Genomic DNA, 22,069 nt, shown 5'->3' with positions numbered 1-22,069 from the left:
AGTCTAGTGATCCGGTTTAGTCCGTCAGCCACTCGATGGCAGGGGCCAGGGCAGCGTCTGCCTGCGGATTGGCCGTCCACCACGCCGAACAGGCTGCCCGCCACGAGTCGAGGTCTCCCGGGATTCCGCTGATGTGGACCGACTCTCCGCGCACGACGGCGGAGGCCGAACCGCAACGGAACGTGCCGCCGTCGTGCTCTTCCACAGCGGGGTACGGGCGGTACAGATCGCTGAGGTCATTGATGAGGAAGTCCGGCCGCTCGGCCGTGCGGGCGGCGAGGATGGATTCCCGGGTGTCGACGCCGGTGAGCACTGCCACCGTGGCAAACCCGGCGTTGTTCCCGCCGAGGATGTCGGTGTCCAGCCGGTCGCCCACGACGAGCGGCCGTTCGGAGGTGAGCCGCTTGGCGGCGGTGCGGAACAACGGAGCCTCGGGCTTCCCGGCCACCAGGGGCTGCTGTCCGGTGGCCGCAGCTACGGCAGCCACCAGGGTTCCGTTGCCAGGAGCCATGCCGCGGGCCTGCGGGATGGACATGTCCGTGTTGGTGGCAACCCACAGGGCGCCGCCGGCGATAACGTACGAAGCCTCAGCGAGGTCCTTCCAACCGATCTCGGGATTGAATCCTTGGACCACCGCCACCGGCTTTTCCTTGGCGCTGTGAACGGGTGTCAGCCCCACCAGCTCCACCTCATGCGCCAGCGCCGGGCTTCCGGTCACCAGGACCCGCGCCCCCGCCGGAAGAAGTCCCGCCAGCAGCTCGCCGGCAGCCTGCGAGGAACTGACCACCTGCGCGTCTTCGGCAGGCGCGCCAAGCTCGCGCAGGTGCGCCGCCACCTGCGCGGGAGTCCGGGAGGCGTTATTGGTCACGTACCCAAGTCCGACGTCGATTCCCGCCAGTTGGCGGAGCGCCTCAACGGCGCCCGGGATGGCGTGAGGACCGGCATAGACAACCCCGTCGAGATCGGACAGCAGGGCGTCGAACCGGGAAATCAATGAAGCACCGCTCATGCGCAGTTATTCCCTTTCGCGGTCCGACTGTGCGATGTCCGCATCGCCGGCGTCATGGACGGCGTCCTCGGTGGTGCCGTCTCCGCTTGTGCCCTCTTCGAGTTCGTCCTGCTCAACTGAGTCCTCGTCGGATTCAGCGTCGTCGGATTCAAAGTAATCCGCTTCAGCGTCGTCGGAGCCTTCGTCCAGGGCAGCAGCGTCCGAAGCGGCAGCCTCGACGAGGGCCGACTGGCTGTCGTCACGTACACCCGGCGACGGGGCAGGCGCACTGGCAGCCTGCTGCTGCGCGAGCAGGCGGCGCCTTGCTTCCTCTTCACGGGCTTCTTCTTCCTCGTCCCAGCCGAGGTCGATGATGTCAGGTTCCTCGTCCTCGCCGAGGCCCAGGGCGTTTTCAGCAACAACGGCCTGGCGCTGCCACTTCGCTGCTTCCTCGGTCCGTCCTACTGCCGCGAGGGCGTCACCGTAGGCGCGGAAGAGGCGAGGGCTGTAGGAGAAGGCGCGGTTGATGTCCAACTGGGCAATTTCCAGTTCGGCCACGGCGGCGTCCAGCTGGCCCAGGTCGGTGCGCGCGCCTGCGGCAACGATGGCCAGTTCAACTTTGCCGGGTGCGTCGAGGTCGTTGGCTTCCTCGGAGCGCGCCACGTCAAGGGCACGATCCGGCCGTCCCAGTCCGCGTTCGCAGTCGGCCATGACCGGCAGGTGCACGTTGGAGCCGCTAATCCGGCGGTAGGTGCGGAACTCGCGCAGGGCTTCACCGTAGTGGCCTGCGGCGTAGGCGGTCAGGCCTACAGCCTCGCGCACTGCGGAGAGACGTCCGCCGCGGCGGCTGGCCGCCAGGGCATGCTGGAAGGCGAGCTCCGGTTCTTCGTCGATGAGGCGGCCTGCCATCACCAGGTGGCGTGCAACCCACTCTGCGCTCTTGGGCTCGAGGGTTTTGATCTCGTGCTTGGTCGCGCGGTCCAGTTCCTGGCCCGTGACATCTTCGTCGATCTCGGGAGAGCGCTCACGATCCGGACGGTTGGCGCTGCGCAGGTCGCGGGCGTTCGGTACGCGTGCGGGACGGTCCTCGGGGCGGTCGCGTCCGAAGTCACGGGGGCCTGAATCGCCACGGTCAAAGCTGCGGGGCGCCCGTTCCTGGCGGTCACCGAACGGCTTGCGGTTGTCCCCGCCGCCGAAGCTGCGACGTTCGCCGTCGCCTTCGCGGCGCGGGCGATCGCTGTAGGGTTTACGGTCGGCGCCGGCGCCACCACCGAAGCTGCGACGCTCCCCACCCTCACGGGACGGCCGATCACCAAAAGGCTTACGGTCACGGTCGCCGCTACCGGCGCCGAAGGGCTTACGGTCACGGTCGCCGGCTCCACCGGCGCCGAAGCTGCGGCGCTCCCCACCCTCACGGGACGGGCGGTCACCGAACGGCTTACGATCGCGGTCGCCGCTGCCGGCGCCAAAGGGCTTACGATCGCGGTCGCCGGCTCCACCGGCGCCGAAGCTGCGGCGCTCCCCACCCTCACGGGACGGGCGGTCACCGAACGACTTACGATCGCGGTCGCCGCTGCCGGCGCCAAAGGGCTTACGATCGCGGTCGCCGGCTCCACCGGCGCCGAAGGGCTTACGGTCACGGTCGCCGGCTCCACCGGCGCCGAAGCTGCGGCGCTCCCCACCCTCACGGGACGGGCGGTCACCGAACGGCTTACGGTCACGGTCGCCGCCGCCGGCGCCAAAGGGCTTACGATCGCGGTCGCCAGCTCCACCGGCGCCGAAGCTGCGGCGCTCCCCGCCCTCACGGGACGGGCGGTCACCGAACGGCTTACGGTCACGGTCGCCGCCGCCGGCGCCAAAGGGCTTACGATCGCGGTCGCCAGCACCGAAGCTGCGGCGCTCCCCACCCTCACGCGGCGGACGGTCACTGCGATCGTCCTTTGCACGGAATCCACGGGGATCGCCGCCTGAATTATTCGAGGCGCGGAACGGTCCTCCGCCCGAAGGCCGGCCACTTCCGTAGCTGCCGCGGTCCTTACCGTTTCGATTTCCGCCGTTGTGCTCAGCCATGTTGGATTCCTCCTGTTGTGAGCCGACCACTGGCGCAATCGCAGCCGCTCTTATCCGTGTTTCGTTATCCTACGCAACCCGAAATAAAGCGCTTCCAAGTCCGTACATCTCTTGCAATTCTAGGCGAGTCACCGCTCACCAACTAACTGCCCCAGCCCCGAAGCCTGCTCTCGTGGCAAGCCTCACATGGACGTGGTTCCTGTGTCAGCATCTGGCCCGGTCAGGGCTTCGCTCCCAGTAGCTGCTCAGGCCAAATCCAGGGACAGCCGGCCTCCCTTGGCGACGCTCTCTCAGTTGCGGCGGGTTGTTTGCGGACGCTCTCTCACCTTTGGCACTCCCCCTGGGGAGGCTCTCTCGGTTGTGGCGGGGTTCGACGGCGGTGTGTGGCCCACGTGCCAGGGCCGGGTGTCAGGCCCGGGTGCCGCAGGGGGGATAGCAACACGGCAGGTAATGAGGGAGCGTGGGCCGGAAGGGGGGCTGGATGTGAGAGAGCGTCCCAGGGGGCGGCAGTGCGGGAGCGGCCGGCAAAGGGGTTTTGGTGGTTAACGTGGGAGAGCCCCGACCAGTTGCCTGGTTGGGGCTCTCGACCTGAATGATGTTCCGGCGGTGACCTACTCTCCCACACCCTCCCGGGTGCAGTACCATCGGCGCTGTGGGTCTTAGCTTCCGGGTTCGGAATGGGACCGGGCGTTTCCCCCACGCTATGACCGCCGTAACCCTTCTACCCGGACCCCCGGTGCGGGGGTTGGGAAAATTAGTGGTTACAACATGCTCCTGCCGCTCAGGGCAGGTGTGGTGTTGTTATGTTGTTGTGTTTTGTTCCTCAAGCAACGGGTTTGTTGTTTGGGAACCACATAGTGGACGCAAGCAGTCTTGTTTTTCTTTGTACCCTTTCCTGGTGTGAACGTCTTTTGAATCCGTTCACGAAAAGGGTGTGTGGTGTAAGTTATCGGCCTATTAGTACCGGTCAGCTTCACGAGTCGTTAGTCCTCGCTTCCACATCCGGCCTATCAACCCAGTGGTCTGGCTGGGGGCCTCTCACACACAAGGTGTATGGAAATCTCATCTCGAAGCGAGCTTCCCGCTTAGATGCTTTCAGCGGTTATCCCATCCGAACGTAGCTAATCAGCGGTGCACTTGGCAGTACAACTGACACACCAGAGGTTCGTCCGTCCCGGTCCTCTCGTACTAAGGACAGCCCTTCTCAAATTTCCTGCGCGCGCAGCGGATAGGGACCGAACTGTCTCACGACGTTCTAAACCCAGCTCGCGTACCGCTTTAATGGGCGAACAGCCCAACCCTTGGGACCTACTCCAGCCCCAGGATGCGACGAGCCGACATCGAGGTGCCAAACCATGCCGTCGATATGGACTCTTGGGCAAGATCAGCCTGTTATCCCCGAGGTACCTTTTATCCGTTGAGCGACGGCCATTCCACAATGTACCGCCGGATCACTAGTCCCGACTTTCGTCCCTGCTCGAGATGTCTCTCTCACAGTCAAGCTCCCTTGTGCACTTACACTCGACACCTGATTGCCAACCAGGCTGAGGGAACCTTTGGGCGCCTCCGTTACTTTTTAGGAGGCAACCGCCCCAGTTAAACTACCCATCAGGCACTGTCCCTGACCCGGATTACGGGCCGAAGTTAGATGTCCAAAGTGACCAGAGTGGTATTTCAACGATGACTCCACCCGAACTGGCGTCCGGGCTTCAACGTCTCCCACCTATCCTACACAAGCCACTCCGAACACCAATACCAAACTATAGTAAAGGTCTCGGGGTCTTTCCGTCCTGCTGCGCGTAACGAGCATCTTTACTCGTACTGCAATTTCGCCGAGTTTATGGTTGAGACAGCGGGGAAGTCGTTACTCCATTCGTGCAGGTCGGAACTTACCCGACAAGGAATTTCGCTACCTTAGGATGGTTATAGTTACCACCGCCGTTTACTGGGGCTTAAATTCTCAGCTTCGCCTTGCGGCTAACCGGTCCTCTTAACCTTCCAGCACCGGGCAGGAGTCAGTCCGTATACATCGTCTTGCGACTTCGCACGGACCTGTGTTTTTAGTAAACAGTCGCTTCCCCCTGGTCTCTGCGGCCCCGATCCCCTCCGGACAGCAAGTGTCCATCAAGGTTGGGGCCCCCCTTCTCCCGAAGTTACGGGGGCATTTTGCCGAGTTCCTTAACCATAATTCTCTCGATCGCCTTAGTATTCTCTACCTGATCACCTGTGTCGGTTTGGGGTACGGGCGGCTAAAACCTCGCGTCGATGCTTTTCTAGGCAGCATAGGATCACCGAATCCCCCCCTAAAGGGGTCCCGTCAGGTCTCAGGCATCATGAACGGCGGATTTGCCTACCGTTCGCCCTACATCCTTGGACCGGGACAACCATCGCCCGGCTCGGCTACCTTCCTGCGTCACACCTGTTAATACGCTTACCTCCCAGGATCAGGTCCCGCGCTCCACCAAAACCCTCACACCACAAGGGTGATCGGGCAGGTCTCGGGCGGTTAGTATCCCCTGTTCAGCATGGGCGGTTTTTCGCCGGTACGGGAATATCAACCCGTTGTCCATCGACTACGCCTGTCGGCCTCGCCTTAGGTCCCGACTTACCCAGGGCAGATTAGCTTGACCCTGGAACCCTTGATCATTCGGCGGACGGGTTTCTCACCCGTCTTTCGCTACTCATGCCTGCATTCTCACTCGTGTAGGCTCCACCGCTGGTTTACACCGCGACTTCACTGCCCACACGACGCTCCCCTACCCATCCACACTCCTGAACCAACCCCACAAAGGAGGCGGCTTGGATAAAATGTGAATGCCACAACTTCGGCGGTGTACTTGAGCCCCGCTACATTGTCGGCGCGGAATCACTTGACCAGTGAGCTATTACGCACTCTTTTAAGGATGGCTGCTTCTAAGCCAACCTCCTGGTTGTCTTCGCAACTCCACATCCTTTCCCACTTAGCACACGCTTAGGGGCCTTAGTTGGTGGTCTGGGCTGTTTCCCTCTCGACTATGAAGCTTATCCCCCACAGTCTCACTGCTGCGCTCTCACTTACCGGCATTCGGAGTTTGGCTGACGTCAGTAACCTTGTAGGGCCCATTAGCCATCCAGTAGCTCTACCTCCGGTAAGAAACACGCAACGCTGCACCTAAATGCATTTCGGGGAGAACCAGCTATCACGAAGTTTGATTGGCCTTTCACCCCTACCCACAGCTCATCCCCTCCATTTTCAACTGAAGTGGGTTCGGTCCTCCACGACGTCTTACCGTCGCTTCAACCTGGCCATGGGTAGATCACTTCGCTTCGGGTCTAGATCACGCCACTGCAACGCCCTATTCAGACTCGCTTTCGCTACGGCTTCCCCACACGGGTTAACCTCGCGACGTAACACTAACTCGCAGGCTCATTCTTCAAAAGGCACGCCGTCACCAGAATCAGACTGGCTCCGACGGATTGTAAGCACACGGTTTCAGGTACTGTTTCACTCCCCTCCCGGGGTACTTTTCACCTTTCCCTCACGGTACTGGTCCGCTATCGGTCATTAGGGAGTATTTAGGCTTATCAGGTGGTCCTGACAGATTCACACGGGATTTCTCGGGCCCCGTGCTACTTGGGATACTCTCCAGGCGGTACACAACATTACGGTTACGGGGCTCACACCCTCTCTGGCCGGCCTTTCAAGACCGTTCACCTATGCCTGCACATCACACCTCACCAGTCCGGCAGAACTGATACGGAAAGTCCCACAACCCCGACCATGCAACGCCCGCCGGCTATCACACATGGAACGGTTTAGCCTGATCCGCGTTCGCTCGCCACTACTAACGGAATCACTATTGTTTTCTCTTCCTGCGGGTACTGAGATGTTTCACTTCCCCGCGTTCCCTCCACGCACCCTATGTGTTCAGATGCGGGTCACCAGGCAACTCGCGTCCCTGGCGGGGTTTCCCCATTCGGACACCCTGGGATCACAGTCCGGTTATCGACTCCCCCAGGCTTATCGCAGATTCCTACGTCCTTCTTCGGCTCCTAATGCCAAGGCATCCACCGTGTGCTCTTAAAAACTTGACCACAAAAGATCAAAAACGCTAATTTTCGAGAGAACCACAGAAACCACCGCTCCATCCCGAAAGACAGAACAACAGATCCAGGTTCATATTCTTGGAAATTGCTTCTTATAAAAGATGCTCGCGTCCACTATGTAGTTCTCAAACAACAACCCCGTACCACACACCCCACACACACAAACATGCATGATCGGTGCAGCCAGGAAACCAGAAACAAACAAACCCACACCACAACCGCATCCCCCGCAAAGGAAACCCGGCCACGCCATGGCCCTGTTGCCTCAGGACCCAACAGTGTGCCAAACACTAAACCGGAACCCCTCCCCCCGAACCCTTCCAGGACACCCTCCACACGTGAAGAACATCCGTACTAAGTCAGGAAAAAGAACCACCGGCCGCTATTTGCTGATATTCCACCCGTGAGCACCCGCCGCAGAACTTACGTCTGCGCAACGGGCGTACTCCTGACAACACCACCACACAGGCATCACGCCCGGCAGGGTTGTTGTAGGTGCTCCTTAGAAAGGAGGTGATCCAGCCGCACCTTCCGGTACGGCTACCTTGTTACGACTTAGTCCCAATCGCCAGTCCCACCTTCGACAGCTCCCTCCCACAAGGGGTTAGGCCACCGGCTTCGGGTGTTACCAACTTTCGTGACTTGACGGGCGGTGTGTACAAGGCCCGGGAACGTATTCACCGCAGCGTTGCTGATCTGCGATTACTAGCGACTCCGACTTCATGGGGTCGAGTTGCAGACCCCAATCCGAACTGAGACCGGCTTTTTGGGATTAGCTCCACCTCACAGTATCGCAACCCTTTGTACCGGCCATTGTAGCATGCGTGAAGCCCAAGACATAAGGGGCATGATGATTTGACGTCGTCCCCACCTTCCTCCGAGTTGACCCCGGCAGTCTCCCATGAGTCCCCGCCATTACGCGCTGGCAACATGGAACGAGGGTTGCGCTCGTTGCGGGACTTAACCCAACATCTCACGACACGAGCTGACGACAACCATGCACCACCTGTGAACCGGCCCCAAAGGGGAAGGACTGTTTCCAGCCCGGTCCGGCCCATGTCAAGCCTTGGTAAGGTTCTTCGCGTTGCATCGAATTAATCCGCATGCTCCGCCGCTTGTGCGGGCCCCCGTCAATTCCTTTGAGTTTTAGCCTTGCGGCCGTACTCCCCAGGCGGGGCACTTAATGCGTTAGCTACGGCGCGGAAAACGTGGAATGTCCCCCACACCTAGTGCCCAACGTTTACGGCATGGACTACCAGGGTATCTAATCCTGTTCGCTCCCCATGCTTTCGCTCCTCAGCGTCAGTTAATGCCCAGAGACCTGCCTTCGCCATCGGTGTTCCTCCTGATATCTGCGCATTTCACCGCTACACCAGGAATTCCAGTCTCCCCTACATCACTCTAGTCTGCCCGTACCCACCGCAGATCCGGAGTTGAGCCCCGGACTTTCACGGCAGACGCGACAAACCGCCTACGAGCTCTTTACGCCCAATAATTCCGGATAACGCTTGCGCCCTACGTATTACCGCGGCTGCTGGCACGTAGTTAGCCGGCGCTTCTTCTGCAGGTACCGTCACTTTCGCTTCTTCCCTACTGAAAGAGGTTTACAACCCGAAGGCCGTCATCCCTCACGCGGCGTCGCTGCATCAGGCTTTCGCCCATTGTGCAATATTCCCCACTGCTGCCTCCCGTAGGAGTCTGGGCCGTGTCTCAGTCCCAGTGTGGCCGGTCACCCTCTCAGGCCGGCTACCCGTCGTCGCCTTGGTGAGCCATTACCTCACCAACAAGCTGATAGGCCGCGAGTCCATCCAAAACCACAAAAAGCTTTCCACCCCCCACCATGCGATGAGGAGTCATATCCGGTATTAGACCCAGTTTCCCAGGCTTATCCCAGAGTTAAGGGCAGGTTACTCACGTGTTACTCACCCGTTCGCCACTAATCCCCCAGCAAGCTGGGATCATCGTTCGACTTGCATGTGTTAAGCACGCCGCCAGCGTTCATCCTGAGCCAGGATCAAACTCTCCGTTGAAGTAAAACAAAAACAGACACAACCACCACCCCCGGGAAAACGGAAGAAAGCGGCTGCACAAAATTTGAAACCAGCTGTAAAAACCAGACCACACCACGGGGTGGCATAATCCAGTCAATTCAACCAATCCATAAAATAAATTGGTATCAACAAACTTGGCACACTATTGAGTTCTCAAACAACAGACACACCCGAATACTTTTCAAACAATTATTTGAATTCCAGTGAATTCTTTGTTATCATTTCTTCGCTGCGATGTTTCTAGCTTATTTCATTCATTTCCACTTTGCAAATCCGGTTATTCTCCCGGAATTCACTTGGTGGATCGAATCCGCCCAGCAAAATGCGAAGCAATTTTTCATATCTGCGCCTTGCGCATGAAGAATTGCTTCTCATTTGTAGGGGGTTTGTCACCACTCAGCGGCGGCGACTCAGAAAACATTACACGCTCCTCCCCGGCCGCGCAAATCGGCCGGAAAGGAGCGTGTAAATGACTTCTTGGGTGCGCCCGTTCCTAGGAAGCTGCCACTTCCACGGTTGCCAGGTTTTTCTTCCCGCGGCGCAGGAGCAGGTAACGCCCGTGCAGGAGTTCGCTGCCCGGAATGACTGCATCCGGATCGGTGACCTTGGTGTTGTTGACGTAGGCGCCGCCTTCGCCGACCGTCCGGCGGGCGGCCGACTTGCTGTCCGCGAGCCCCGAGGCCACGAGCAGATCCACAATGCCCGTCCCGTCCGGGTCAACGCGCACCGAGGGGAGTTCGGCGGTCGCGGCCGAGAGGGTTTGCTCGTCCAGCGCCGCGAGATCGCCTCCGCCGAAAAGTGCCGCCGAGGCGGCGATGACCTTCTCCGTAGCCTCCACGCCGTGGACCAGCGAGGTCACTTCGAACGCCAGCCGGCGCTGGCCTTCGCGGGCGAAGGGGCGCTCGGCGATGGAAACCTCCAGGGCTTCTATCTCTGCCCGGGTCAGGAAGGTGAACACCTTCAGCCGCGCGGCAACGTCGGCATCAGCGGTGTTGAGCCAGAACTGGTAGAAGGCGTAGGGGCTGCACATCTCCGGATCAAGCCAGATGGCGTTGCCCTCGCTCTTTCCGAACTTGGTGCCGTCCGAGTTGGTGATGAGCGGCGTACCAAGCGCATGCACGTGCTTACCCTCCACCTTGCGGATAAGTTCGGTACCGCTGGTGAGGTTGCCCCACTGGTCCGAGCCACCGGTCTCCAGGACACAGCCGTAGTCACGGAAGAGCTGGAGGTAGTCCATGCCCTGCAGGATCTGGTAGCTGAACTCGGTGTAACTGATGCCCTCATCCGAACTGAGACGGGAGGCAACGGCATCCTTGCGGAGCATGGTGCCGACCCGGAAGTGCTTGCCGATTTCGCGAAGGAAATCAATGGCGCTAAGCGGGGCAGTCCAGTCGAGGTTATTGACCATCCTGGCGGCGTTGTCGCCGTCAAAGCTCAGGAAGCGGCGCACTTGGGCCTGAAGGTAACCGACCCACTCAGAAACGGTGTCCTTGGTGTTCAAGGTGCGCTCCGCCGTCGGCCTCGGATCACCGATCAGGCCGGTGGATCCGCCAACCAGGCCCAGCGGCTTGTGGCCGGCGAGCTGAAGGCGGCGCATCAGGAGCAATTGCACGAGGTTGCCCAGGTGCAGGCTGGGTGCGGTTGGATCGAACCCGCAGTAATAGGTGATCGGGTCCCCGGCGAGCAGCTTTTCCAGTTCCACTTCATCAGTGGATACGTGGACCAGGCCGCGCCAGTTGAGCTCTTGCCAGATGTTGGCAAAGGTCGGATCGTTCTGCTGGGACTCGAGATCATTTAGTTGGGACACGTGATCTAAGTTAGCAGGATTGCCCGGGCCACAGCGCTGCGTGACAGCGCCTCCGGGGTGGCGGGAGTCCGGGACAATCCGGTCCTCCCGCCTCCGGGGTTCAGCGTTCGATGCCTGCCGGCACCGGGGCGGCCGCGATCAGCCGCAGCCGCTGGGTTGGCCGGGTCATGGCAACGTAGAGGTCGCCGACGCGTCCGTGTTCATGGTTGAGCATCATCGACGGCTCCAGCACCACCACGCCATCGAATTCCAGGCCCTTGGCCTCCCGCGGGCTGATAACCACAATGTCCTGCTCGTAACTGCCGGCCCCGGTACCGACGCGGCGGCCGTAGGCAGCGCGCAGGGCAGAAGTGGCCTGCGGCAGCAGTTCGCCGTCGGCAATCACCGCAAGCAGGCCGCCGTCGAGCGCGTCCAGCTCATCCGGAAGGACCTCAACGAGCCTGCTGACGATAGCCCCGTCCTCCACCCGGTCAATGATCGGCGACCAGCGGCCTTCGCGGACGGCCTTGGGAGCAGAGATCACCAGACCGGCGGCGGTGGCCATCCGTGCCGCCGCCTCCGCGATCTGGGATGGCGTGCGGTAGTTGACGGTGAGCTCCTCGAGCTGCCAGCGGTCGCCGAACATCGGCTCCAGCGCGCTCTGCCAGGACTTGGCCCCCGCAACGGAACTCGTCTGGGCGATGTCGCCCACGATCGTGAACGACTTCAGCGGGCAACGCCGCACCAGGAGCCGCCACTGCATGGGCGACAGCTCCTGCGCCTCATCGACGACGATGTGCCCGAAGGCCCACGTGCGGTCGCTGGTGGCCCGCTCCGCCGCGGTGAGCCGCGCTTCCCGCTCCTGGTTCTGGTCGACGAGTTCCTCGGCCGTCATCAGCACGTCCACCCCGGCGGTTTCCATGTTTACCAGGGTCTGCTTGGCGTTGGCGATATCCCGGGCACGGTCGTGCTCCTGCTGTGCCAGTCCGCGGCCGGCGGCGGGATCAAGCTCACCCAGCAATTCGGCCGCTTCATCCAGCAACGGCACGTCGGCTTCGGTCCAGGGGCTGTCGGCCGGGCGGCTGAGGAGAGCTCGTTCAGCATCTGTCAGGTGGGGCGTGCAGGCCTCCAGGATGGCCGGCTTGCTGAACAGCTCGGAGATGAGCTTCTCCGGGGTCATCGGCATCCAGCACAGATTGAGTGCAATCCGGACATCGCGTGCAGTGCGGACGTCCTCGGCGAGGTACGAACGGTCGGCATTGTTGCCGATGCTGCCGGCCTCGACGAGCTCGGTCATCTGCTCGGTGAGCTCACGGAGCAGGATCTTCACGAACGTCAGGCGCGCCTCGTTGTGCGGCTTGTGGGTGGCACGGGCTTTTTCCCGGGCCCGCCGCACCTGTCGGGGAGTCAGGACCAGCTTGCGGCCGTCAACTTCAAGGATCCGGTTCTCAGCCGGAATGCGCTGCCGGTTGGAAACGGCGTTGGCAACCACCTCGGCCATATCCAGCCTGCCCTTGACGGCAGCGACGTCCGCTTCCTGTTCGGGCACAGCGTTGATGCCGGGCATCAGCCGGCCGACACTTGCCATGACCACGCCTGTCTCGCCGAGTGACGGCAGGACGCGCTCAATGTATTTCATGAACGACGACGACGGACCCACCAGGAGCACACCGGCGGTCTTCAGCCGGTCACGGTGGGTGTAGAGGAGGTACGCTGCGCGGTGCAGCGCAACCGCCGTCTTGCCTGTACCGGGGCCGCCCTGGACGACGACGGCGCCGGAGATGGACGAGCGGATGATCCGGTCCTGCTCCGACTGGATGGTGCCCACGATGTCCGACATGCGTCCGGTCCGCTTGGAGTTCAGGGCGGCCAGCAGCGCGCCCTCCCCCTGCAGGGACTCGTTGTCGGCCAGCATGTCGGCGTCGAGGACGTCGTCTTCTATGGCCTTGACCTCGCGGCCCTGCAGAATCAGGTGGCGCCGGCGGCGCACGCCCTGGCGGTCGAAGGCAGTGGCCTGGTAGAAGTGCCCGGCCTCGGGCGCGCGCCAGTCGACCATGAGCCGCTGGAGGTCATCAGTCGTCAGACCGATACGGCCGATGTACTGTGCCTCCCCCGAGTCCAGGTCCAGGCGGCCGAAAACAAGCCGGTCGTCCACAGCATCCAGCTGTGCCAGGCGGTCCTCATAGAGCGCCGCAAAGGCATCCCGTTCGGAAACATTTTGCATGGTTCCCACGGCACCGGCACGGCGGACCTGGGCAAGTTGAGTGCGCTTTTCCTCGCGCAGCTCATCAAGGCGGGCATACAGTCCGGCAACATAGTCCCGTTCATGGGCCAAATCAGCGTCGAGCATCGAGACTTTCCCCTATCGCAAAAGACAGACCGTCCATTCTACAACCATTTTGATGAACGCGTCTGAAACATTTCAGTGAGCCCTAGATGTAATTCCCACGGAGGTTGTGAACGCGGCTGATGGGAGTTTTTCCTCCGATGCCGGTATGAGTTCTGTGATGATTGTACTGATGTAGCCAACCGGGGTAGGTGGCTGCTCGCTCGGCTTCTGATGTGTAGGGCCGGGCGTAGGCCCATTCCGTGTTGAGGGTCCGGTTGAAGCGTTCTACCTTGCCATTGGTCTGTGGCCGGTAGGGCCGAGTCCTGCGGTGCTTGATGTTCGGGCCCAGGGCGGCTGTGAAGGCTCTGGAGCGGTAGCAAGCGCCGTTATCGGTGAGCACGGCTCTGACAGTGATGCCGTGGGCGGCGAAGAACGATGCGGCGCGGAACCAGAACGCTGTGGCGGTTTCCTTCTTTTCGTCGGTGAGTATTTCGGAGTAGGCCAGGCGGGAATGGTCATCCACGGCGTGGTGCAGGTAGGCGTAGCCGGTCCCGGCCCGGCGGTTCTTACGGCCTGCCGCCCGTCCCAGGGCGCGGTGCCCGCCGCCGTCTGGGATGCGTCCGAGTTTCTTGATGTCCACGTGTACCAGGTCCCCGGGATGGTCGTGTTCGTAGCGTTGGGGTGCCGGCTTGCGGATGGGCAGGCCGGTGCCTTGGTCCAGGCAGGCCAGCCGGGGCATCCGGTACCGGGTCAGGACCTTTCCCACGGTCGAGCGGGCAAGGTGCAGGTGGGCTGCGATCCGGTGAGGACCCCACCGGCGGGTGAAACGCAGCGCCAGAATCCGCCGTTCGGTGCGGACATCAGTGCGGTTCGGGCTTCGACGCGGCCGCGAGGACAAGTCAGCCATGCCGTCCTCGCCACGGGCCCGGTACCGGTCCACCCATTTCTTCGCGGTGGCCGGTGAGCACTGGAACCGTTCCGCGGCCCGGCGTAGAGTCCAGCCCTGCTCGATGACCAGCCGGGCGAGCTTTCCCCTGGCTTTGGGTGTCAGGTCGGCGTTGGCATGAGTAACGTAGGACACGAGAGCCTCCTGGCGTCGAGATGAGTGTGGTAACCCAAATCGATACCGGAGGCTCTCGCTTTTTACATCACGCCACGCTGTTCACAACCTCCGTGGGAATTACACCTAGAGCCGGAGGAGTGAGCGGACCCGGTGGCCGGTGAGTGCCGAGCGTCCGCGCAGTTCACCAAGTTCCATAACCACGCCCACACCGGCCACATGGACGCCGCAGCGTTCAAACAGCCGGGCGGCGGCGCCGAGCGTACCGCCCGTGGCCAGGACGTCGTCGAGAATCAGCACACGGCTCCCGGCTGGCAGATCCGCGGTGTGCAATTCCAGCGTTGCCGTCCCGTATTCCAGCGCATAGTCTTCCGAGATCACCTTGCGTGGGAGTTTTCCGGCTTTTCGCACCGTGATCACCCCAGTGTCGGTGGCATAGGCAGCAGCGGCTGCCAGCAGGAAGCCTCGGGCTTCCACCCCGGCCACGGCGTCGAATTGTCCTTTGAACGGCTCGACCAGTGCGTCCACCACCGCACGGAGGGCGGCACCGTTGGCGAAGACCGGCGTCAGGTCCTTGAAGATGATTCCGGGCTTGGGATAGTCCGGCACCGTGGCGCACAGGCTGTTGATCAGCTGGTCCACGGGAACGCTTCTTCTGGTTTGGCCCGGCTCGCTTTGATTCACGCATCCACCCTATGCCGGTGGCGGCCATTCTTCACGATCCTGGCGCCGAAGCCTGGCCCGAGCGGCCACGCCTGGGCCGCAGCGGCGGCGCCTAAGCCGGACGGGCCTTCGCGGCCTTGTAGCGGGAGACCGTGGGATCGCCGGTCAGCCAGTACCGCCACGGATAGGCGTGGCTACCGCCGGCGCCCGAAACCCCCACCCGCGGCCCGGTGCTGATGTCGCGTGCCCGCGCCACGGGCAACTCCAGCCTGAACGGTTCACCGAGCGCGTCCCGCCCGCTGTCCGCCGTCGTCAGTCCCAGTGCAGTGGCCAGCCTGGCGGGTCCGCTGGCCAGGTCTTTGGAGGATTTCGACGTCGGGCGCCGGGTACGTGCCACGTCTTCGCCGGCCACGATTTCCCCGCCCCGCAGCAGCAGGGCCGACGCCGTTCCGGGAGGTCCGCACACGATGTTGGCGCAATAATGCATGCCATAGGTGAAGTAGACGTACAGGTGCCCGGCGGGCCCGAACATGGGCTTGTTGCGGCCGGTCTGTCCGCGAAAGGTGTGGGAACCGGGGTCCGGGTGCGGGGAGTCGTGCGGGCCAAGATAGGCCTCCACCTCGGTGATCCGTACGGAAACCGCCCCCTCGGGACTGTCATGGGTGAGTACGGCGCCAAGGACCAGGGGCGCCACGAGCCGGGCGTCCCCGGAAAGTAACTCCCGCACGGCATGTTCGTGGCCAGGTCGCGGCGGACTGCTGCTCATGCATCGACTTTAACAAAGAGCGGCCTTACCGCCCCACGGCCGTGTCCGATTTCCGCTAGCACCCGGTTCCCCGAGCTGACAGGATGGAGCCATGGACTTCTGGCAGCGGTACCGGGCAATCGATGCCCGCGACCCCCGTTTCGACGGGCAGTTCTACACAGCCGTCCGGACCACAGGCATCTATTGCCGACCCTCGTGCCCGGCCCGGACCCCCAAGGCGGAGAACGTCACGTTCTACGAAACCTCCGCTGCGGCCCACGACGCGGGGTACCGGGCCTGCAAGCGCTGCCTTCCCGAAGCCGTGCCCGGAACGCCGGCGTGGAACATCCGCTCAGACATCGCGGGGCGGGCCATGCGGCTCATCAACGACGGCGTCATCAACCGCGACGGCGTAGAAGGGCTCGCGTCGCGGCTCGGCTACTCTTCGCGGCAGCTCAACCGGATCCTCACCCACGAACTCGGCGCCGGTCCGCTGTCGCTGGCACGGGCAGGCAGGGCCCAGACGGCCCGGACGCTGCTGGTGTCCACGCAGATGAAGCTCGCCGACGTGGCGTTCGCGGCCGGATTCAGCAGCGTCCGCCAGTTCAACGAGACAATCGGCGAGGTCTTCGACCTGACGCCGACGGCCCTCCGGGGCACCGCGCGCCACCACCGGACGCCTACTGCAACGACGGCTCTGACGCTGAACCTGCCCTACCGTGAACCGTTCGATCCGGGCATCTTCCAATTCCTCGCCGTGCGCTCCATTCCCGGGATCGAGACCGGCACCGGCACCTCCTACGCGCGGACCTTGCGGCTGCCGCACGCTGATGCCCGCTTCAGCGTTGAGTACGACGCCGACGCCCCGGGGCGGCCGCTGGTTCTCACCATCGGGGCCGTGGACCTACGGGACCTGCCGTCGCTGCTGAGCCGTGTCCGGCGGCTCCTGGACCTCGACGCAGACCCCGTGGCCATCGACAACGCGCTGGAAGCCGATCCGCGGCTGGCACCGGCGGTCAAAGCCTTTCCGGGCATGCGGATGCCCGGGGCCGTGGATCCGCAGGAGTTGCTGATCAGGGCGATGATCGGCCAGCAGATCACGGTCGCGGCCGCCCGGACCGCCCTCACCCAGCTCTCCGCCTGCGGAAGCGAGAGCCTGGTGCCGGCGGACGGCCTGCACCGTCTCTTCCCCACTGCGGCCCAGATCGCCGACCCGGGATTCGGCCTGCTGCGCGGTCCGCAGCGGCGGATCGACTCGGTAAGGGCCGCTGCCGGCGCCATGGCCGCCGGAAACCTCGACTTCGGTTACGGAGACGACCTGGCGGGCCTGCAGTCCAAGCTCCTGCCGCTGCCCGGGGTGGGACCCTGGACGGTGGGGTACGTTGCCATGCGCGTGATCGGTGCACCGGATGTGTTCCTGGCCAATGACGCCGCCGTGCGCAACGGCATCCTCGCCCTCGACACCGGCCCGCAGGCGGGTGAACGGCCGCCCGGCGTGCAGCCCGCGGACTTCACGGACGTGAGCCCCTGGCGTTCCTACGCCACTATGCACCTCTGGCGTGCTGCCGCCATGCGCCCTCAAGCCAGGCCGAGGCGGCAGGCCGAGTCTGCCGCCTCGATGAGTTAACCCTGAAGAGTTAATCCCGGAGATTTAACCCAAGAAAGCGAAGAAATGAAAGCCCAATTGCTGACCATGTCCACCCCGGACGGTCCGTTCACCATCATTGCCCGCGACGGCGCCGTCCTGGCGTCTGGCTGGACCGCGGAGGCTGCGGAGCTGACCGGGCAGATCCATCCCGAACTGCTGCCGGATGAATTAGTCCCGGCCCTGGATCTTGGCGATATCTCGGACGCCGTGGTTGCCTTCTATGCCGGCGACCCGGAGCCTGCCATGCGTGTGCGGGTCCTGCAGAAATCGGGGCCGTTCCGCAGCCACGCCTGGGATGTCCTCCGGACGGTGAGCCCGGGACGCCCCGTGACCTACACGGAATACGCGGAGCTCTCCGGGAACCCGAGGGCCGTGCGGGCCGCGGCGAGTGCCTGCGCCCTCAATGCGGCGGCCCTGTTCGTACCGTGCCACCGCGTGGTGCGGACGGACGGCACCCTGGGCGGATTCAGGTGGGGGCTCGCCGTCAAGGAAAGCCTGCTGGGACGCGAGAAAGGCTGACGGAGCCGGCAACGCTACTTGCTGGCTGGAACGCCCGCGGGCCACGGCAGGAGTTCCGGAAGATCCACATCGTCGGCAGCAGCAGACGCGCGCAGGCTGCCCAGCGAGGGCTCGCGCCCCGCCAGCCAGGCCGCGATGTCCGTCAGCATTCCGCTAATGACGGTGGACCGGTTGCCGGTGCCGATGGTCACCGGCGGAAGGCCGAGTGGCTGCAAAACGAACCGCTGCCCGTCAGGCACACGCGCTGACAGGAAATCGAACAAGTGCTCGCAGAAGGGCCGGCTCCAGGATTCCGGGCCACGTCCGGTATTCAGGTCCGAGGCATGGATCACGAGCTCCCGCCATAGGGCCATGCCACCGTCCAGCACCACTCCCCCGCGGTAGGAGATCGGCACCTGCCAGCCGCCGGCATCCAATGAATTGAAGGCCCGAAGGGCGCGCTCCAGCGCAGAATCCACATCCGCCCGGTGTTGCTCCAGGGTGTGCCCGGCGGACATTTCGATGGCTTTGGTGCGGCCTTCAAAGCCGCCGTCATAAAGTTCAACTGTCTCACCGCGGCCGGCGAACTCAAGTTGCCGGGCCATGGCATTCGAAATGCCGGCCAGGTGCGCAAGCACGTGGCCCCGGGTCCAGCCCGGCAGTAAGGAAGGGGCCGTCACGTCTTCTTCGGTGAGTTTGCCGGCCTGGGAGGCAACGACGTCGGCAGCTTTGTGGAGTTCGGCGAGCAGCGCGTCCGGTGTGATTGCGGTCATACCCGCCATCGTAGCGGACAGTTAATCGCCCTTAACGCAGGTCCCTGCCGGAATCGCGACCGTCAGTACCGGCACCGTAGCGATGGCGCACGTGGCGCCGGTCGTGCCGGGCCTGCCAGAACTCGATCTCGTGCGGCCGGACGGCGTAGAGCTGCCAGTCCGGATTGCCGCTGCCATCCGCCGCCGGCCTGGCGGCCCAGTCCGCTGCCGAGGCCTCTGCGGACAGCTCCACGACGCCGCCTGCCACGCGAACCTGCCGGCCCTGCAGCGGCCAGTAGAAATTCAGGGCCGCCTTTGGGGTCGCCGCGAGTTCCTTGCCCTTGCGTGAGGTGCGGGACGTCGCGATGTGCCAGCCGTCGTCGTCGATGTCCTTAAGGATCAACATCCGCGACGAGGGCTGGGCGCCGGCCCCGACCGTAGCCAGGCTGCACGCATGCGGCTGGGGTTCTCCGGCGGCCAGCGCCTCTTCCAGCCATTGCCGGAACAGCTGGGCCGGGTCAGCCGGCGCCGCCGCCGGATCAAAATCCGGAAGGTCGTCGGGGAAGTCCGGCAGGGCACGAAGGTACTGGCGGAAGGATTCGCTCATGCACCCACCATAAACGCAGAACGCTCTCTCAGTTATTGCGGGACCATCGGCAACGCTCTCTCACTTTCTTGAGGAAAGTGAGAGAGCGTCGGCCAAATAGTTGCAACAAGTGAGAGAGCGTGCGGCTGTTAGCCTGCGTACTCCCGCACACCGGCCAGCTCGGCTTCCAGCGCGATGAGCTGGCGCTCGACGGCGGCAGGTGCCGTCCCGCCCTGGGAGTTGCGGCTGTTGAGCGAACCTTCAGTGGACAGGACCGTGCGGACCTCCGGCGTCAGGTGCTCCGAGATGGCGGCGTATTCCTCGTCCGTCAGGTCCCAGAGTTCCACGCCGCGGCTTTCCGCCTGCTTCACGGCCGCGCCGGAGAGTTCGTGCGCCTCGCGGAACGGAACCCCTTGGCGGACCAGCCATTCGGCGATGTCCGTGGCCAGCGCGAAGCCCTGGGGTGCCAGCGACTCCATCCGTTCAGTGTTGAACTTCAGCGTGGCGATCATGCCGGAGACGGCCGGAAGCAGGACCTCCAGCGTGTCGGCGGCGTCGAAGACCGGCTCCTTATCCTCCTGCAGGTCGCGGTTGTACGCGAGCGGCAGGCCCTTGAGCGTGGCCAGCAGCCCGGTCAGGTTGCCGATCAGGCGTCCCGCTTTGCCGCGGGCCAGTTCGGCAACGTCCGGGTTCTTCTTCTGCGGCATGATCGAGGAACCCGTGGAGTACGAATCGTGCAGGGTGACAAAGGAGAATTCCTTGGTGGCCCAAAGGATGACCTCCTCCGACACGCGCGAAAGGTCCACACCGATCATGGCCGTGACCCACGCGAACTCGGCGAAGACGTCGCGCGAGGCGGTGCCGTCGATCGAGTTGTGGGTCGCGGAGAAGAAGCCCAGCTCCGCGGCCACGGCTTCCGGGTCCAGGCCCAGGGAAGAGCCCGCAAGGGCGCCGGAGCCGTAGGGCGAGACGCCCGCACGCTTGTCCCAGTCCGCCAGCCGCTGCACGTCGCGCAGCAGCGCCCAGGCATGGGCCAGCAGGTGGTGGCTGAGCAGGACGGGCTGCGCGTGCTGAAGGTGCGTGCGTCCGGGCATAGCCACGCCCTGGTGTGCCCTGGCCTGGTCCACAAGGGCATCGATCGTGGCGAGCACGCCGCGGGCGATGATCCGGGCATGGTCACGCAGGAACATCCGTCCCAGCGTGGCCACCTGGTCGTTGCGGGACCGGCCCGCGCGCAGCTTGCCGCCGAGCTGGGTGCCCGCCCGCTCGATCAGTCCGCGTTCCAGCGAACCGTGGACGTCCTCATCGGACTCCGCGGGCAGATAGGCGCCGGAGGCAACGTCTGCATCCAGCCGGTCCAGGGCGTCCAGCATGCCCTCCAGCTCGGCGTCGTCCAGCAGGCCGGCCTTGTGCAGCACGCGGGCGTGCGCCTTGGACCCGGCAATGTCGTAACGGGCCAGCCGCCAGTCAAAGTGCGTGGACTTGCTCAGCGCCGCAAGGGCGTCGGCTGGGCCGCCGGCGAACCGGCCGCCCCACAGAGCGCCCGTGTTGGTCGCTTCAGACTTCGGGGTTTCGACGGACTCAGCCACAGGGGCTACTTTCCGGCGACGCGGATGTCGCGGCCGGAGGCAACCTTGGCGGACATGCCCCACAGCTCGATGAAGCCGCGCGCCATCGACTGGTCGAAGGTGTCGCCGGTGTCGTAGGTGGCGAGGTCGAAGTCGTAGAGGGAGGTCTCGGAGCGGCGCCCGTTGACCACGGCCTGGCCGCCGTGCAGCGTCATGCGGATGTCACCGGAGACGTACTTCTGGGTGTCCTCGATGAAGGCGTCCAGGGAGCGCTTGAGCGGGGAGAACCACTGGCCGTCGTAGACCAGCTCGGACCAGCGCTGCCCGACAGTGGCCTTGAAGCGTGCCTGTTCGCGCTCAACGGTGATGTCCTCGAGGTGCTTGTGCGCGGTGATCAGCGCCATGGCACCGGGGGCCTCGTAGATTTCGCGGGACTTGATGCCGACGAGGCGGTCCTCGACGACGTCGATCCGGCCCACGCCCTGGGCGCCGGCGCGGCGGTTGAGTTCCTTGATGGCCTGCAGCGGGGTGACCCTGACACCGTCGATGGCGACCGGCACGCCGGCTTCGAAGGAGATGATGACCTCATCCGGCGCCGGCGGGAATTCCGGGGTGGCGGTGTAGTCGTAGATGTCCTTGGTGGGGGCGTTCCAGATGTCCTCGAGGTAGCCGGTTTCGACGGCGCGGCCCCAGACGTTCTGGTCGATCGAGTACGGGTTCTTCTTGGTGGTCTCGATCGGCAGTCCCTTTTCCTCGGCGAAGGCGATGGCCTTGTCGCGGGTCAGGGCGAGGTCGCGGACCGGGGCAATGCACTTCAGGTCCGGGCCGAGGGTCTGGATGCCCACTTCGAAGCGGACCTGGTCGTTGCCCTTGCCGGTGCAGCCGTGCGCCACGGTGGTGGCACCGAATTCACGGGCGGCCTTGACCAGGTGCTTGACGATAACCGGGCGGGAGATCGCCGAGACCAGCGGGTAGTGGCCCTGGTAGAGGGCGTTGGCCTTCAGCGTGGGCATGCAGTACTCGTTGGCGAATTCGTCGCTGGCATCGGCCACGTAGGCTTCGACGGCGCCGCAGCCCAGGGCACGCTGGCGGATGGTCTCCAGCGACTCGCCGCCCTGCCCGACGTCGACGGCCACGGCGATGACCTCGGCACCGGTTGCTTCACCGATCCAGCCGATCGCTACGGAAGTATCCAGGCCACCGGAGTAGGCCAGCACAATACGCTCAGTCACTTCAAAT

Annotated in this window: 13 protein-coding genes and 3 rRNA genes; 2 read left to right on the top strand and 14 right to left on the bottom strand. The window is 63.6% G+C overall.

The window, feature by feature from the left end; genetic code table 11:
• Nucleotides 1–16: 16 nt before the first annotated feature.
• From ARTH_RS07695 to ARTH_RS07650, 10 genes are all read right to left on the bottom strand, one after another.
• Nucleotides 17–1,009, bottom strand: a complete 993-nt coding sequence (locus ARTH_RS07695) for an HAD-IIA family hydrolase (protein ID WP_011691374.1) — start codon at nt 1,007–1,009, stop codon at nt 17–19.
• A gap of 6 nt (nt 1,010–1,015) precedes the next feature.
• Nucleotides 1,016–3,058 carry a hypothetical protein gene (locus tag ARTH_RS07690; RefSeq protein WP_011691373.1) on the bottom strand — a complete coding sequence of 681 codons (2,043 nt, stop codon included), beginning with the start codon at nt 3,056–3,058 and terminating at the stop codon, nt 1,016–1,018.
• 598 nt (nt 3,059–3,656) lie between these two features.
• Nucleotides 3,657–3,773: ribosomal RNA gene (rrf, locus tag ARTH_RS07685) — 5S ribosomal RNA — on the bottom strand.
• Between the two features lie 221 nt (nt 3,774–3,994).
• Nucleotides 3,995–7,132: ribosomal RNA gene (locus tag ARTH_RS07680) — 23S ribosomal RNA — on the bottom strand.
• 518 nt (nt 7,133–7,650) lie between these two features.
• Nucleotides 7,651–9,174, bottom strand: a 16S ribosomal RNA gene (locus tag ARTH_RS07675).
• Together the 16S, 23S and 5S rRNA genes form the textbook arrangement of a ribosomal RNA operon.
• Before the next feature lie 514 nt (nt 9,175–9,688).
• On the bottom strand, nt 9,689–11,002 hold the full coding sequence (gene tyrS, locus ARTH_RS07670; RefSeq protein WP_011691372.1) for a tyrosine--tRNA ligase: 1,314 nt from the start codon (nt 11,000–11,002) through the stop codon (nt 9,689–9,691).
• Nucleotides 11,003–11,102: 100 nt separating this feature from the next.
• The gene (locus tag ARTH_RS07665; RefSeq protein ID WP_011691371.1) at nt 11,103–13,331 is read right to left on the bottom strand and encodes a HelD family protein; all 2,229 of its coding nucleotides are present in this window, start codon (nt 13,329–13,331) and stop codon (nt 11,103–11,105) included.
• A gap of 82 nt (nt 13,332–13,413) precedes the next feature.
• On the bottom strand, nt 13,414–14,391 hold the full coding sequence (locus tag ARTH_RS07660; protein ID WP_011691370.1) for an IS481-like element ISArsp1 family transposase: 978 nt from the start codon (nt 14,389–14,391) through the stop codon (nt 13,414–13,416).
• A gap of 105 nt (nt 14,392–14,496) precedes the next feature.
• On the bottom strand, nt 14,497–15,054 hold the full coding sequence (locus ARTH_RS07655; protein ID WP_011691369.1) for an adenine phosphoribosyltransferase: 558 nt from the start codon (nt 15,052–15,054) through the stop codon (nt 14,497–14,499).
• 91 nt (nt 15,055–15,145) lie between these two features.
• Nucleotides 15,146–15,799, bottom strand: a complete 654-nt coding sequence (locus ARTH_RS07650; protein WP_011691368.1) for a DNA-3-methyladenine glycosylase — start codon at nt 15,797–15,799, stop codon at nt 15,146–15,148.
• A gap of 91 nt (nt 15,800–15,890) precedes the next feature.
• On the opposite strand from ARTH_RS07650, the gene ARTH_RS07645 reads away from it, so the two are divergent.
• Both ARTH_RS07645 and ARTH_RS07640 read left to right on the top strand, forming a co-directional pair.
• Complete coding sequence (locus ARTH_RS07645; protein WP_011691367.1) at nt 15,891–17,405, top strand: DNA-3-methyladenine glycosylase 2 family protein; 1,515 nt, start codon at nt 15,891–15,893, stop codon at nt 17,403–17,405.
• Between the two features lie 45 nt (nt 17,406–17,450).
• Entirely contained in the window at nt 17,451–17,945 is a 495-nt protein-coding gene (locus ARTH_RS07640; protein WP_011691366.1) for a methylated-DNA--[protein]-cysteine S-methyltransferase, read from the top strand.
• Between the two features lie 14 nt (nt 17,946–17,959).
• Here ARTH_RS07640 and ARTH_RS07635 read toward each other — a convergent pair whose 3' ends face one another.
• The 4 genes from ARTH_RS07635 to ARTH_RS07620 form a co-directional block, all read right to left on the bottom strand.
• Entirely contained in the window at nt 17,960–18,697 is a 738-nt protein-coding gene (locus ARTH_RS07635) for a maleylpyruvate isomerase family mycothiol-dependent enzyme (RefSeq protein ID WP_043429624.1), read from the bottom strand.
• A 31-nt stretch (nt 18,698–18,728) separates the two neighbouring features.
• On the bottom strand, nt 18,729–19,283 hold the full coding sequence (locus ARTH_RS07630) for a pyridoxamine 5'-phosphate oxidase family protein (protein ID WP_011691364.1): 555 nt from the start codon (nt 19,281–19,283) through the stop codon (nt 18,729–18,731).
• A gap of 128 nt (nt 19,284–19,411) precedes the next feature.
• Nucleotides 19,412–20,851 (bottom strand): argininosuccinate lyase, encoded by a 1,440-nt coding sequence (gene argH, locus ARTH_RS07625; protein WP_011691363.1) that lies wholly within the window; start codon nt 20,849–20,851, stop codon nt 19,412–19,414.
• Nucleotides 20,852–20,856: 5 nt separating this feature from the next.
• Nucleotides 20,857–22,062: an argininosuccinate synthase gene (locus ARTH_RS07620; RefSeq protein WP_011691362.1), complete on the bottom strand. Its 1,206-nt coding sequence runs from the start codon at nt 22,060–22,062 to the stop codon at nt 20,857–20,859.
• Nucleotides 22,063–22,069: the final 7 nt, after the last annotated feature.

The organism is Arthrobacter sp. FB24 (assembly GCF_000196235.1).
In the GTDB taxonomy this organism is placed as follows: domain Bacteria; phylum Actinomycetota; class Actinomycetes; order Actinomycetales; family Micrococcaceae; genus Arthrobacter.
This window is presented reverse-complemented; position numbering and strand designations above follow the sequence as displayed.